At 68.2% G+C, this 12,514-nt stretch carries 15 protein-coding genes; 6 read left to right on the forward strand and 9 right to left on the reverse strand.

What is annotated here, in order from left to right; genetic code table 11:
- Window positions 1–164: 164 nt before the first annotated feature.
- Window positions 165–1,145: a tetratricopeptide repeat protein gene (locus tag OHS16_RS08930; RefSeq protein ID WP_328536633.1), complete on the reverse strand. Its 981-nt coding sequence runs from the start codon at window positions 1,143–1,145 to the stop codon at window positions 165–167.
- Window positions 1,146–1,474: 329 nt separating this feature from the next.
- Here OHS16_RS08930 and OHS16_RS08935 point away from each other — a divergent pair, with 329 nt between their 5' ends.
- Window positions 1,475–2,107: a TetR/AcrR family transcriptional regulator gene (locus OHS16_RS08935; RefSeq protein WP_328536634.1), complete on the forward strand. Its 633-nt coding sequence runs from the start codon at window positions 1,475–1,477 to the stop codon at window positions 2,105–2,107.
- Here OHS16_RS08935 and OHS16_RS08940 read toward each other — a convergent pair.
- From OHS16_RS08940 to OHS16_RS08970, 6 genes are all read right to left on the reverse strand, one after another.
- Window positions 2,049–2,798, reverse strand: coding sequence for a ferritin-like domain-containing protein (locus OHS16_RS08940; protein ID WP_328536635.1), 750 nt, complete (start codon window positions 2,796–2,798; stop codon window positions 2,049–2,051). The two genes, OHS16_RS08935 and OHS16_RS08940, sit on opposite strands and share 59 nt — an antisense overlap.
- 465 nt (window positions 2,799–3,263) lie before the next feature.
- Window positions 3,264–4,964, reverse strand: a complete 1,701-nt coding sequence (locus OHS16_RS08950) for an acyl-CoA mutase large subunit family protein (RefSeq protein WP_328536636.1) — start codon at window positions 4,962–4,964, stop codon at window positions 3,264–3,266.
- A gap of 73 nt (window positions 4,965–5,037) precedes the next feature.
- Window positions 5,038–5,397 (reverse strand): DUF3817 domain-containing protein, encoded by a 360-nt coding sequence (locus OHS16_RS08955; RefSeq protein ID WP_328536637.1) that lies wholly within the window; start codon window positions 5,395–5,397, stop codon window positions 5,038–5,040.
- Window positions 5,398–5,529: 132 nt separating this feature from the next.
- A complete protein-coding gene (locus OHS16_RS08960) occupies window positions 5,530–6,039 on the reverse strand; it encodes a MarR family winged helix-turn-helix transcriptional regulator (RefSeq protein ID WP_328536638.1) in 510 nt (169 codons plus the stop codon).
- A 97-nt stretch (window positions 6,040–6,136) separates the two neighbouring features.
- Window positions 6,137–6,430 (reverse strand): MTH1187 family thiamine-binding protein, encoded by a 294-nt coding sequence (locus OHS16_RS08965; RefSeq protein ID WP_328536639.1) that lies wholly within the window; start codon window positions 6,428–6,430, stop codon window positions 6,137–6,139.
- Window positions 6,427–6,771 (reverse strand): DUF3817 domain-containing protein, encoded by a 345-nt coding sequence (locus OHS16_RS08970; RefSeq protein WP_328536640.1) that lies wholly within the window; start codon window positions 6,769–6,771, stop codon window positions 6,427–6,429. Before OHS16_RS08970 ends, OHS16_RS08965 begins: the two co-directional genes overlap by 4 nt.
- A gap of 174 nt (window positions 6,772–6,945) precedes the next feature.
- Between OHS16_RS08970 and OHS16_RS08975 the strand changes: the two genes are divergently transcribed.
- From OHS16_RS08975 to OHS16_RS08990, 4 genes are all read left to right on the forward strand, one after another.
- Window positions 6,946–7,584 (forward strand): AIM24 family protein, encoded by a 639-nt coding sequence (locus OHS16_RS08975; RefSeq protein ID WP_328536641.1) that lies wholly within the window; start codon window positions 6,946–6,948, stop codon window positions 7,582–7,584.
- Complete coding sequence (locus tag OHS16_RS08980) at window positions 7,584–8,234, forward strand: AIM24 family protein (protein WP_328536642.1); 651 nt, start codon at window positions 7,584–7,586, stop codon at window positions 8,232–8,234. Before OHS16_RS08975 ends, OHS16_RS08980 begins: the two co-directional genes overlap by 1 nt.
- Window positions 8,231–9,007 carry an AIM24 family protein gene (locus OHS16_RS08985; protein WP_328536643.1) on the forward strand — a complete coding sequence of 259 codons (777 nt, stop codon included), beginning with the start codon at window positions 8,231–8,233 and terminating at the stop codon, window positions 9,005–9,007. Before OHS16_RS08980 ends, OHS16_RS08985 begins: the two co-directional genes overlap by 4 nt.
- Before the next feature lie 107 nt (window positions 9,008–9,114).
- Window positions 9,115–9,588 (forward strand): MarR family winged helix-turn-helix transcriptional regulator, encoded by a 474-nt coding sequence (locus OHS16_RS08990; RefSeq protein WP_328536644.1) that lies wholly within the window; start codon window positions 9,115–9,117, stop codon window positions 9,586–9,588.
- A gap of 126 nt (window positions 9,589–9,714) precedes the next feature.
- Here OHS16_RS08990 and meaB read toward each other — a convergent pair whose 3' ends face one another.
- Window positions 9,715–10,683, reverse strand: coding sequence for a methylmalonyl Co-A mutase-associated GTPase MeaB (gene meaB, locus OHS16_RS08995; RefSeq protein ID WP_328536645.1), 969 nt, complete (start codon window positions 10,681–10,683; stop codon window positions 9,715–9,717).
- 37 nt (window positions 10,684–10,720) lie between these two features.
- Complete coding sequence (locus OHS16_RS09000; RefSeq protein ID WP_328536646.1) at window positions 10,721–11,923, reverse strand: acetyl-CoA C-acetyltransferase; 1,203 nt, start codon at window positions 11,921–11,923, stop codon at window positions 10,721–10,723.
- A gap of 134 nt (window positions 11,924–12,057) precedes the next feature.
- Here OHS16_RS09000 and mce point away from each other — a divergent pair, with 134 nt between their 5' ends.
- The gene (mce, locus tag OHS16_RS09005; protein ID WP_328536647.1) at window positions 12,058–12,507 is read left to right on the forward strand and encodes a methylmalonyl-CoA epimerase; all 450 of its coding nucleotides are present in this window, start codon (window positions 12,058–12,060) and stop codon (window positions 12,505–12,507) included.
- Window positions 12,508–12,514: the final 7 nt, after the last annotated feature.

Genomic DNA, 12,514 nt, shown 5'->3' on the forward strand with positions numbered 1-12,514 from the left:
ACATCGGGTGATAGGCGCCCACAATCGGGCAGAATCCCTCGCTCCGTTTACTGCGAGTAACAGACGGCCGAATTGCCAAGTTTTGGCAAAGTAGGGCCGTCTGTTGTCTCTGTGTCGCCAAATCGTCAGCGACAACTCGTCAGCAGCGCGCGTTTAGTGACTGTTCAGAACAGGACTCGCGCAAGTGCGGAGCGTGCGGAGGTGACCCTCGGATCGTCGGATCCGATCACCTCGAAGAGACCCAGCAGATGCACCCGCGCGGCCTCACGGTCGTCACCCGCTGTGCGCTGCACCGTCGTCACGAGCCGCCCGAAGGCGTCCTCGACATGACCGCCGACCAGATCGAGATCGGCGGCGGCGAGCTGCGCCGGGACATCGGCGGGGCTGTCGGCCGCGTCCTTGCGCACCTGCTGCGGGTCCAGCTTCTGGACCCTGGCGAGCAACTCGGCCTGGGCGAGCCCCAGCTTGGCCTCCTCATTGCCCGGATCGTCCGAAAGGACGTTCTTGTAGGCCTGGATCGCGCCACCGAAATCATTGGCGTCCAGCGCCTCCACGGCCGCTTCGAGAAGTGCGTCGTAGGGGCCGGCCGGCACCTCGGCGGCGGCTTCCTCGTCGCCGGCGCCGGGTGCGGCCTCCGCGTCGACCGCGATCCCGGTGAGGCCGAAGCGCTCCTCGCCGACCTGGATCAGCTGGTCAAGCGTCTGCCTGATCTGGTCCTCGGGCGCCGCGCCCTGGAAGAGCGGCAGCGCCTGCCCCGCGACAACGGCGAAGACCGCGGGGATCCCCTGGATCCCGAACTGCTGCATCAGCATCTGGTTGGCGTCGACATCGACCTTGGCGAGAACAAAGCGGCCGTTGTACTCGACGGCGAGGCGTTCGAGCAGCGGGCTGAGCTGCTTGCACGGCTCGCACCACTCCGCCCAGAAGTCGATGACGACAGGTACCTCGGCGGAGCGCTGGATGACATCGCGCTCGAAGCCGGCCTCGTCGGCATCGATCACCAGGGAGGCGGGCGATACGGCGCCGCTGTCACCCTGCCTGACGGCCTCGGCGCGCGCCTGCTCCGCCTTCTGCCGGGCATCGCCGGCGGCCTTCACTGCGGCGAGGTCGACGACGCCGCTCATGGACATGTTCCTAGGCTGCATACGTACATCCTCCCCCCTCCGCCGCTCGTTCAGAAAAGCTGTCGGCGTAATACGCCGTGTTGCGGACCGGCCCGCCCGCACACCCCCCGCCGGATTGCGGGGCGTACGGACAGACACGGTCCGTCGGCCCCGGTGAAGGGCCGCGGATCGGCGCTGGGTCCCCACCCTGGCGCCAGTGGCTTTGTCGCGTGGTCAATGCGTGGTCGTCGCTCTTTACGCTACGAGTCGTAGCGTAACTGGTGGACCGGGAACGGTGGGCGGGATTCCCGTTACTGATTTCCGTGATCTGACTCACTGCGCCGGACTTACTCACCGGTATGGTCGCGGTCATGTCCTTCAGCAAACACACCCGGACGGGTCGCCCGCGCAGCGCGGAAGCCGACACGGCGATCCTCGAGGCGACGCGGGCCGCGCTGGTGGAGCTGGGCTGGTCCAGGCTGACCATGGGGGATGTGGCCACCCGCGCCGGGGTGGCGAAGACCACCCTCTACCGGCGCTGGGCGAACAAGAACGAGCTCGTGGTGGACGCCGTCGCGGTCCTCTTCGACGAGCTCGAACTGCCCGACCGGGGCAGCCTGACGGCCGATATCGAGGGTGTGGTGCTGCAGTTCGCGGCCCTCCTCGCGCAGCCGGAGACCAAGACCGCACTGATGGCGGTGGTGGCGGAGTCCACCACCGACGAGGGGCTGCGCGGCCGGATCCGCTCGGCGATCGTGGAGCGGCAGAAGCGACTGGTGACGATCGGCCGCGAACGGGCACAGGCCCGCGGCGAACTCCCCTACGAGAACGACCCCGAGGCCTCCGACCGGCAGACCGACCTGATCTTCGACGTGGTCGCGGGAGCGGTCGTCCACCGTGCGCTGATCAGTGGCGAACCGGTCGACGGCGACTGGGCACGCGACTTCACTTTGCTTCTGTGTATGGGGCTGAACGCCGGCGCCTCGCCGCCGGGCGCCGGGTGAATCCGCCGCGGCCGGCCGTCGACCACGCCGCACCGGCCGGCGTGCGCAGCACATCGGCGACGAACGCCGTCCTGCGCACACCGAGACGGCGCAGCGCCGGGCCGTGGTCCAGGGCGACGAAGACCGTCACCGCGCAGAGCAGCATCCGCCACCCGGCCAGCGGCAGCACCCCGAGCGACTCCTGCCGCAACCGGGCGCAGTGGAACGGGACATGGCGCTCCTCGTCGGCGAGTATCCGGGCGGCGACCTCGGTCACCAGCGGATCGGTGGTGCCGTCGCGCAGCGCCCGGTAGTAGCGGAGGGCGATGACCTCCGCGATCAGCAGGACGAGCAGTTCGATGCGGAGCCCGAACAGCCTCCGCAGCCGGACGAAGACGACGTCACTCCAGTGCGATCCGAGCAGGGGCACTCCTCCGGCGTCCAGCAACAGCCCCAGCAGACGTGCGTGGTTCTGCTCCTCGGCGACGAACAGCCGCGCCGCGGCCGCGTATGCGGTGTCGGCCGCCTCGTCCGCCTTGCCGATGAGGTTGGCACCGTCGCCGTCCTCACCGACCTGGAAACGCTGCACACTGCGCCATACGGCGGCCGGCAGCCGCGCGCCCGGCGCCCAGTCCGGATCACCGTCCGCACCTCTGCGCTCCCGTTCAGCCTCGAAGTCCCGTATCCAGTCGTTGAACGTGTTCATATCCATCCGGCGATTCTGGTCGTACACCGGATGCCGGGCGGTCCTGGAACCGCCACAGTTCTGTCACATGACCGGACGTGAGGTACTGCTGACCGGCGGACGCTCGGGCGCCGGCAAGTCCACTGCCGCCGGCTGGGAGGTCTCCGGACTGCTCCGCGGGGAGGAGATCGGGATGTTCCGGCGGGCGGTGGGAGATGGCGGGCAGCTGCGCCTCGTGCGGGTGCTGCTCACCGCGGACGACGCGACCGCCCGGGAGCGACTGGAGCGGCGCGAGACGGGCTCGTCGCTCAACGCATGTCGCGCGGAGCGCGGCAACCGCGGGCACGGCTGGATGCGAAGGCCCCGCCGGGGGCCGTACGGGTGGGGACGGACGGGGGGACGGTGGCGGACATCGCACGGGAACTGGTGGCGATCACGGGGTGGTGAGCGGGGAGCAACCCCGGCTCACCACCCGGTGGCGCGGTCGGCCCGTCAGAACCCGGGCGGCTCCGTGTACACGCCCCACTCGTCCCGCAGTACCCCGCAGATCTCTCCGAGCGTCGCCTCGGCCCGCACCGCGGTGAGCATCGGCTCGATCATGTTGGATCCGTCCCTGGCCGCCGCCAGCATCGCGTCGAGCGCGGACCGTACGCGGGCGTCGTCCCGCGCCGACTTGCGGCCCGTGAGCTCCTTGACCTGCTCGCGCTCCACCTCGTGGCTGACCCGGAGGATCTCCAGATCGCCGGTGACCGAGCCGTGATGGCAGTTGACTCCTACGACGCGCTTGTCGCCCTTCTCCACCGAACGCTGGTACTGGAAGGCCGACTCGGCGATCTCACCGGTGAACCAGCCGTCCTCGATGCCGCGCAGGATGCCCGAGGTGATGGGACCGATCGGGTGCACACCGTCGGGATGTGCCCGCAGGCCCCTCTCCTTGATCTGGTCGAAGATCTTCTCGGCGTCGGCCTCGATACGGTCGGTGAGCTGCTCGATGTACCAGGAGCCGCCCAGCGGGTCCGCCACGTTGGCGACGCCGGTCTCCTCCATCAGCACCTGCTGCGTCCGCAGGGCGATCTCGGCCGCCTGCTCGCTGGGCAGCGCGAGGGTCTCGTCCAGGGCGTTCGTGTGCAGGGAGTTGGTGCCGCCGAGAACCGCGGCCAGGGCCTCGACCGCAGTGCGGACCACGTTGTTGTAGGGCTGCTGGGCGGTCAGCGAAACGCCGGCCGTCTGGGTGTGGAAGCGGAGCCACTGAGCCTTGTCGCTCCGTGCGCCGTAGACGTCCTTCATCCAGCGGGCCCAGATCCGGCGTGCGGCACGGAACTTGGCGATCTCCTCGAAGAAGTCGACATGGGCGTCGAAGAAGAAGCTCAGTCCCGGCGCGAAGACGTCCACGTCCATGCCGCGCGAGAGGCCGAGCTCCACGTAGCCGAAGCCGTCGGCGAGGGTGTACGCCAGCTCCTGCGCCGCCGTCGAGCCCGCCTCGCGGATGTGGTAGCCGGAGACCGAGAGCGGCTTGTAGGCGGGGATGGACGTCGCGCAGTGCTCCATCAGGTCACCGATGAGACGCAGATGCGGCTCCGGCTGGAAGAGCCACTCCTTCTGGGCGATGTACTCCTTGAAGATGTCCGTCTGGAGGGTGCCGTTCAGGACGGCGGGATCGACACCCTGGCGCTCGGCGGCCACCAGGTACATGCAGAACACCGGGACGGCCGGACCGCTGATCGTCATCGATGTGGTGACGTCGCCGAGCGGGATGTCCTGGAAGAGGACCTCCATGTCGGCGGCCGAGTCGATGGCGACCCCGCAGTGTCCGACCTCGCCGAGCGACTTCGGCTCGTCGGAGTCACGGCCCATCAGTGTCGGCATGTCGAACGCGACCGAGAGACCGCCGCCTCCGTTGGCCAGGATCATCTTGTACCGCTCATTGGTCTGCTGGGCGTTGCCGAAACCGGCGAACTGCCGGATCGTCCAGGTGCGGCCCCGGTAGCCGGTGGGATGCAGACCCCGGGTGTACGGGTACTCACCCGGCCAGCCGATCCGCTCGAACCCCTCGTAGGTGTCGCCCGGACGGGGCCCGTACACCGGGTCCACCGGGTCGCCGGAGAGCGTGGAGAAGTCGGCGTCCCGCTTACGGGCCTTGTCGTACCTGGCCTGCCAGCGGCGGCGGCCCTCTTCGATGGCGTGAGCGTCCATGACACCGAAGATACTAGGACGTCCTAGTAAATGTCGAAGGGGGACCGCCCGCGCGGGGCACGGGCGGTGGTGATCAGGCCTTTTGTACGGGCCGGCCCTCAGGCCGCGGCCTGAGGGCCGCGTCGGCGACCAGGGGCTCGAGTTCCCGGGAGACCTTGCGCTCGACGAAGAAGGCAGCCGTCGGAATGGTCCCGGCCAGCAGCACCCAGAGCTGCTTGGCGACCGGCCATTTGGCCTTGGAGCCGAGATCGAAGGCGAAGATCAGGTATACGACGTACAACCAGCCGTGCGCGATGCCGACGACGCTGACGAAACCGCTCGCCCCGTCGATGTCGAGGAGGTACTTGGCGATGACGCCGAGGGTCAGCAGGACCAGCAGCACACCGGTGACATAGGCCATCACGCGATAGCGGGTCAGCACGCTTCGTTTCATGCGGTCGAGCGTAACCGGACGCATCGGTCGATCTTCGGGCGGGTCGGTGCCGTGCGGAGCCGTCGGCCGACTCCGCACACAGGTGCGGGCCGGCATCGTCCCGAGGCGCGGGCCCGCGGCCCCGCGCGGCCGCTACCGCTCCTCGAAGTCCTCCGCGGCCACTCGCAGGGGCCTGAGCATCGCGAAGATCTCGCCGCACTCCTCCGCGTCGTAGGCGCGCAACCCGAAGTCCATCTCCATCAGGTCCTCGGTGGCGGACTCGACGACCTCTCGGCCCTTGTCGGTGATGGACGCCAGGGTGCCTCGGCCGTCGTTCGGATTGGGGCGCTTGTCGACCAGACCGGATCTCACCAGCCGGTCAACGGTGTTCGTCACCGACGTGGGATGCACCATCAGCCGCTCGCCGATCTTGGACATCGGCAGCTCACCCGCCTTGGAGAAGGTGAGCAGCACCAGCGCCTCGTACCGGGCGAACGTCAGCCCGTACGGCTTGACGACCGCGTCCACATCGGCGAGCAGGATCTGGTGGGCTCGCATGATGGAGGTGATCGCGGCCATCGATGGCACGGGCCCCCAGCGCTGCTGCCAGAGTTCGTCGGCGCGGGCGATGGGATCGAAGGCAAGGCTGAGCGGCTTCGGCACGGCATCGACCCTACCGGCCGGTCATATGACGGTCAGCCCTGTCTCGCCCCTCGGTACCGCGACATCACGGCGCACGAGGGCACGGACGGAGCGGGAATCACCCGGAGAGGTAGCCCTCGACGGTCTCGACCTTGGAGGTCAGCCCGTCCGTCACTCCCGGCCTGATGTCCGCCTTCAGCACCAGCGAGACCCGGGGAGCGCGCTCCTCGACGACGGCGACGGCGCGCCTGACCACGTCCATGACCTCGTCCCATTCACCTTCGACCGAGGTGAACATGGCGTCCGTACGGTTCGCGAGACCCGACTCACGTACGACGCGGACCGCGTCGGCGACGTACTCCCCCACTTCCTCGCCGACACCCAGCGGAGTGATCGAGAAGGCGACGATCACGAAGCGACCACACCTTCGCGCCGGGCCCTGGAGGCGATGATCGCGTCCTCGGCCTCACGGCGCAGCTTGCGCTCGGCGAAGAAGCCACCGGTGGGCAGCACCGAGAGCACGAAGTAGAGGACGCCCTTCTTCAGCGGCCACTTGGTGCGGTTCCAGGCGTCGGCCCAGAAGAGCACGTAGAGCACGAAGAGCACTCCGTGCACCATGCCCATGACCGGCACCGCGTTGAATTCCGTCGTCCGCTTGAGTACCGAGCAGACGAGCAGCAGCAGGAAGGAGACCGCCTCGGGGGCGGAGATCAGACGGAGGCGGCGGATTGCGGATGCGGTCTTGATGTCCACGGAGGAAACCTTCGGCAGCGGGCGACGGGGTGGGTTTCTGCCCGTGCGTGATCTTGTGAAAGAACGCACAAGCTCCGGCCATTGTGTCAGCCGCCCCCCTCAGGGCTCCTTCAGGGTGGATACGGCACCCAAGGACACTGTTCGTACCCCTTCCGGCCCGTTACCTTCAATCCCGTGGCTCAGTTCCGACTCCAAGGCAGCAAGGTCCTCGCCGTCGACATGACAGGCGACGCAGTCAAAGCGAAGAACGGCTCGATGGTCGCCTACGACGGCCAGATGGCGTTCAAGAAGATGTCCGGCGGAGGCGAGGGGCTCCGCGGCATGGTGACCCGGCGCCTCACCGGCGAGCAGATGACGATGATGGAGGTGCGGGGCCAGGGCACCTGCTACTTCGCCGACCGGGCGACCGAGATCAATCTCGTCACCCTGAACGGCGAGAAGCTCCACGTCGAGGCGAGCAATCTGCTCTGCACCGACGCGGGGCTCCGCACCGGCACGACCTTCACCGGTCTGCGCGGCGCCGCCCAGGGCAACGGCCTGTTCACCACCACCGTCGAGGGCACCGGGCAGGCGGCGATCATGTCGGACGGCCCCGCGGTGGTACTGCGGGTCAGCGCCCAGTACCCGCTGCAGGTCGACCCCGGCGCGTACATCGCGCACACCGGCAGTCTTCAGCAGCACTTCCAGAGCGGCGTCAGCTTCCGGACGTTCATGGGTGAGGGCTCCGGGGAGTCCTTCCAGATCCGCTTCGAGGGTGAAGGACTCGTCTACGTCCAGCCCAGCGAGCGCACGACCATGGGGGGCGACATCTGATGCCGTTCAACGAGATCAACTCGAAGATGGTCGAGGCGGTGGTGTCGCCGGGGCAGAAGATGTTCAGCCAGCGCGGGGCCATGCTCGCCTACCGGGGCGAGGTCACCTTCACACCGAACATCCAGGGCGGTCAGGGCGGCGTGATGTCCATGATCGGACGGCGGGTGGCCAATGAGGCCACCCCGCTGATGACGGTCGAGGGCAGCGGCACCGTGATGTTCGGGCACGGCGGCCACCACATCCAGGTGATCTCGCTGGCCGGGGACACCCTTTTCGTGGAGGCGGACCGGCTGCTGGCATTCGACGGGACGCTGCAGCAGGGCACCATGTTCATGGGCTCGCAGGGCGGCGTCATGGGCATGGTGCGCGGACAGGTGACCGGCCAGGGGCTGTTCACCACGACGCTCAAGGGACACGGCTCGGTGGCGGTGATGGCGCACGGAGGGGTGATCGAGCTGCCGATCACACCGCAGCGGCCGGTACATGTCGACCCGCAGGCCTATGTCGCCCACCACGGTGACGTACGCAACAAGCTGTCCACGGCGCTCGGCTGGCGGGACATGGTGGGACGGGGCTCGGGCGAGGCGTTCCAGCTGGAACTCTCGGGCAGCGGCGCCGTGTACGTACAGGCTTCGGAGGAGAAACTGTGACCGGACCTGTGGTCTTCGACCCGATGACGCTGCCGGCCAACGACAACGTCAACAAGTACACCTTCTGCGTGGAACTCAAAAGCGGTCAGTGGTTCCTGCAGAAGGGAAAGATGATCGCCTACTACGGGCGGATCGAGTACAACGGCTTCGGCCGCGGCCGCTTCGACCATCTGCTGCGCAGCAGTTTCCACTCGCCGCTGCACGCCCAGGACTGGGTGGTCGCGGAGGGTTCCGGCAAGATGCTGCTCGCCGACCGTGCCTTCGACGTGAACTCGTACGACCTGGAGGACGGGAACCTCACGATCCGCTCGGGGAATCTGCTGGCCTTCGAGCCGTCGCTGGCCCTGAAGCAGTCGATCGTGCCCGGCTTCCTCACACTGATCGGCACCGGGAAGTTCGTGGCAGCCTCCAACGGCCCGGTCGTCTTCATGGAGCCGCCGATCCGGGTCGATCCACAGGCGCTGGTGGGGTGGGCGGACTGCCCCTCGCCCTGCCACCACTACGACCACGCCTATATGACGGGGGTGCTGGGCGGTATCCGCTCGCTCACCGGTCTGGGCGGCACATCGGGCGAGGAGCACCAGTTCGAGTTCGTCGGAGCCGGGACGGTGCTGCTGCAGTCGACCGAAGTGCTGATGCCCGAGCAGCCGACGGGCGCGGTACCCGGTGAACCCGGCGTTCCCGGAGGTCAAGGGCCCGGTTCCGGCCAATCCGGCGGCGCACCGAGGCTTACCGGCCAGCTGGGGGATCTCCAGCGTCGCTTCGGGCTGTGAGCGATAGCCTGCGGAGTGTAACGTCGAACACCTGAGCCACGGCCGTGTGCCGTGGCTCACGCTCCACGAATTTGTCCAATATTCAACTTCTTAGGTAGAATCCTCATATGGAGACCGAGACGGCCACCCCCTGGCTGAGCGACGCCGAGCAGTGCGCCTGGCGCACTTACCTGGATGTCAACCGGCTACTCACCTACCAGATGGAGAGGGACCTGCAGCCGTTCGGGCTGACCATGAACGACTACGAGATCCTGGTCAATCTCTCGGAAGCGGACGAGAAGCGGATGCGGATGAGCGACCTCGCGGCCGCCACCCTCCAGTCCAAGAGCCGGCTTTCCCACCAGATCACCCGGATGGAGAAGGCGGGCCTCGTCCGCAGGGAGAACTGCGAGTCCGACCGGCGCGGACTCTTCGCCGTACTCACCGAGCTCGGCGGGGAGACCATGCACAAGGTCGCCCCGCACCATGTGGCGTCCGTGCGCACACACTTCATCGACATGCTGTCGCCCGGTGCGCTGGCCGGTGTACGCGAGTCACTGACCCCGATCGCAGAGCAGCTGCGGGGGCGTCGCAAGAACTAGCCGGTCCCGGCACCGCCCGCAGGGGCGGGTTGCCCAGGACGAAGCGGTGGACCGATGGGGCGATCCTCAATCGGCGGACCGCGGGACGGGGGAAGCCCGGCGGACCGCCGGGCCCGCCCCGCCCGGTCATCCGCCGGCCGTCACACCTTCCACCAGCGCGTCCGCCGCCGCGTACGGATCGAGTTCACCCGCAACGATCCGTTCCGCCAGGGCCCCGAGCCGCCGGTCGCCCCGCAGATCACCGATCCGCTCACGGAGTGCCGTGACGGCGATCGTCTCGACCTCGTGCGCCGCACGCGCACGACGGCGTTCCGAAAGGACGCCCCGCTCCTCCATCCACGCCCGGTGCTTCTCCAGTGCCTCGACGACCTCGTCGATGCCCTCACCGCGGGCGGCGACCGTCTTGACGATCGGCGGGCGCCAGTCACCGGCGTCGCGGGACTCACCGAGGCCCAGCATGTGATTGAGCTCCCTGGCCGTCGCGTCCGCGCCGTCCCGGTCAGCCTTGTTGACGACATAGACGTCGCCGATCTCCAGGATCCCGGCCTTGGCGGCCTGGATTCCGTCGCCCATACCGGGTGCGAGCAGGACCACCGAGGTGTCGGCCTGTGAAGCGATCTCCACCTCGGACTGGCCGACGCCGACCGTCTCCACCAGCACGACGTCGCACCCCGCCGCATCCAGTACCCGGATCGCCTGGGGTGCCGCCCAGGCCAGTCCGCCGAGATGACCACGGGTGGCCATCGAGCGGATGTAGACACCGGGGTCCGACGCGTGCTCGGACATCCGCACCCGGTCACCGAGCAGCGCTCCCCCGGAGAAGGGGGACGAGGGGTCGACCGCGAGCACGCCGACCCGCTTGCCTGCCCGCCGGTACGCGGAGACCAGCGCGGAGGTGGAGGTCGATTTGCCGACACCTGGCGAACCGGTGAGGCCGACGACATACGCACCGCCGGAGAGCGGAGCGAGCCGCGCCATCACCTCGCGCAGCTGCGGGGACGCCCCCTCCACGAGCGAGATCAGCCGGGCCACGGCCCGCGGCCTGCCCTCGCGGGCCTGCTCGACCAGGGTGGGGACGTCCACGTCCACGTTCACAGCTCCGATCAGTCAGTGCGTGCAGTAGGTACGTACATCAGTTGCCGGGAACGCGCACGATCAGCGCGTCACCCTGGCCTCCGCCGCCGCACAGCGCGGCCGCACCGACGCCGCCGCCGCGCCGCTTGAGCTCCAGCGCGAGGTGCAGGACGACCCGGGCACCGGACATCCCGATGGGGTGGCCCAGGGCGATGGCGCCACCGTTGACGTTCACCTTTTCCGGCGAAACCCCGAGGTCCTTCATTGACTGTACGGCGACCGCGGCGAAGGCCTCGTTGATCTCGATGAGGTCGAGGTCCTCCACGCCGATGCCCTCCTTGCCCAGCGCGTGCTGAATGGCGTTGGAGGGCTGGGACTGCAGCGAGTTGTCGGGGCCCGCCACATTGCCGTGCGCGCCGATCTCCGCGATCCAGTCCAGGCCCAGCTCCTCGGCCTTGGCCCTGCTCATCACCACGACCGCCGCCGCACCGTCGGAGATCTGCGAGGAGGTGCCCGCGGTGATGGTGCCGCCCTTGGCGAAGGCAGGACGCAGCTTGCCGAGCGACTCCGCGGTGGTCTCGGCCCTGATCCCCTCGTCCTGGGAGAACAGAACCGGGTCGCCCTTGCGCTGGGGAATCTCGACCGGCGTGATCTCGGCCTCGAAGAGGCCGTTCTTCTGCGCGGCGGCGGCCCGCTGGTGCGAGGCGGCGGCGAACTCGTCCTGGGGAGCGCGGTCGATGCCCAGACGGGTGTTGTGCTTCTCCGTGGACTCACCCATCGGGATGGACTCGAAGGAGTCGGTCAGACCGTCGTGGGCCATCGAGTCGAGCAGCTCGATCGCACCGTACTTGTAGCCCTCACGGGACTTCGGCAGCAGGTGCGGCGCGTTGGTCATCGACTCCTGGCCGCCCGCCACGACGATGTCGAACTCACCGGCGCGGATCAGCTGGTCGGCGAGCGCGATGGCGTCGAGCCCGGAGAGACAGACCTTGTTGATGGTCAGAGCGGGAACGTTCATGGGGATGCCCGCCTTGACGGCGGCCTGGCGTGCCGGGATCTGCCCCGCCCCGGCCTGGAGCACCTGGCCCATGATCACGTACTGCACCTGGTCGCCGCCGATGCCGGCGCGCTCCAGGGCAGCCTTGATGGCGAATGCGCCGAGGTCGGCGCCGGAGAAGGACTTCAGCGAGCCGAGAAGCCGGCCCATGGGGGTCCTTGCACCCGCGACGATCACGGAGGTGTTGCTGTTCGTTCCAGACATGAGGCTCGGCCCCTTGGAAGAGAGTGAACGAGGGTTTACTTGAATGTACTGAGCGGTACGCCGCTCGTCACCGCCATGCGGATGTGATCGCGCGCACGTTGCGTAACCATGCGTCCGCACGCTGCACTGGGGGAATGCTGACGCGAATCGACCACATCGGGATCGCCTGCTTCGACCTCGACACCACTGTCGAGTTCTACCGGGCGACGTACGGCTTCGAGGTGTTCCACACCGAGGTCAACGAGGAGCAGGGTGTCCGGGAGGCCATGCTCAAGATCAACGAGACGTCCGACGGCGGCGCCTCCTACCTCCAGCTCCTGGAATCGACCCGCGAGGACTCCGCGGTGGGTAAATGGCTGGCCAAGAACGGCGAGGGCGTTCACCACATCGCCTTCGGCACCGCAGACGTGGACGGGGACTCCGGTGACATCCGCGACAAGGGCGTACGAGTCCTGTACGACCAGCCGCGCATCGGTTCGATGGGCTCCCGCATCACGTTCCTGCACCCCAAGGACTGTCACGGCGTCCTGACGGAACTCGTCACGGCAGCCGCACCGGACGTAATGGCTCCCGAGGAGCACTGACCTCTGG

This window comes from Streptomyces sp. NBC_00344 (assembly GCF_036088315.1).
In the GTDB taxonomy this organism is placed as follows: Bacteria; Actinomycetota; Actinomycetes; order Streptomycetales; family Streptomycetaceae; genus Streptomyces.

Bases quoted from the DNA above. Each gene is read 5' to 3' on its own strand.
- OHS16_RS09000 (WP_328536646.1), bottom strand. From the start codon at position 11,923: ATGTCTGGAACGAACAGCAACACCTCCGTGATCGTCGCGGGTGCAAGG.
- OHS16_RS08930 (WP_328536633.1), bottom strand. From the start codon at position 1,145: ATGCAGCCTAGGAACATGTCCATGAGCGGCGTCGTCGACCTCGCCGCA.
- OHS16_RS08935 (WP_328536634.1), top strand. From the start codon at position 1,475: ATGTCCTTCAGCAAACACACCCGGACGGGTCGCCCGCGCAGCGCGGAA.
- OHS16_RS08955 (WP_328536637.1), bottom strand. From the start codon at position 5,397: ATGAAACGAAGCGTGCTGACCCGCTATCGCGTGATGGCCTATGTCACC.
- OHS16_RS08950 (WP_328536636.1), bottom strand. From the start codon at position 4,964: ATGGACGCTCACGCCATCGAAGAGGGCCGCCGCCGCTGGCAGGCCAGG.
- OHS16_RS08980 (WP_328536642.1), top strand. From the start codon at position 7,584: ATGCCGTTCAACGAGATCAACTCGAAGATGGTCGAGGCGGTGGTGTCG.
- OHS16_RS08990 (WP_328536644.1), top strand. From the start codon at position 9,115: ATGGAGACCGAGACGGCCACCCCCTGGCTGAGCGACGCCGAGCAGTGC.
- mce (WP_328536647.1), top strand. From the start codon at position 12,058: ATGCTGACGCGAATCGACCACATCGGGATCGCCTGCTTCGACCTCGAC.
- OHS16_RS08940 (WP_328536635.1), bottom strand. From the start codon at position 2,798: ATGGATATGAACACGTTCAACGACTGGATACGGGACTTCGAGGCTGAA.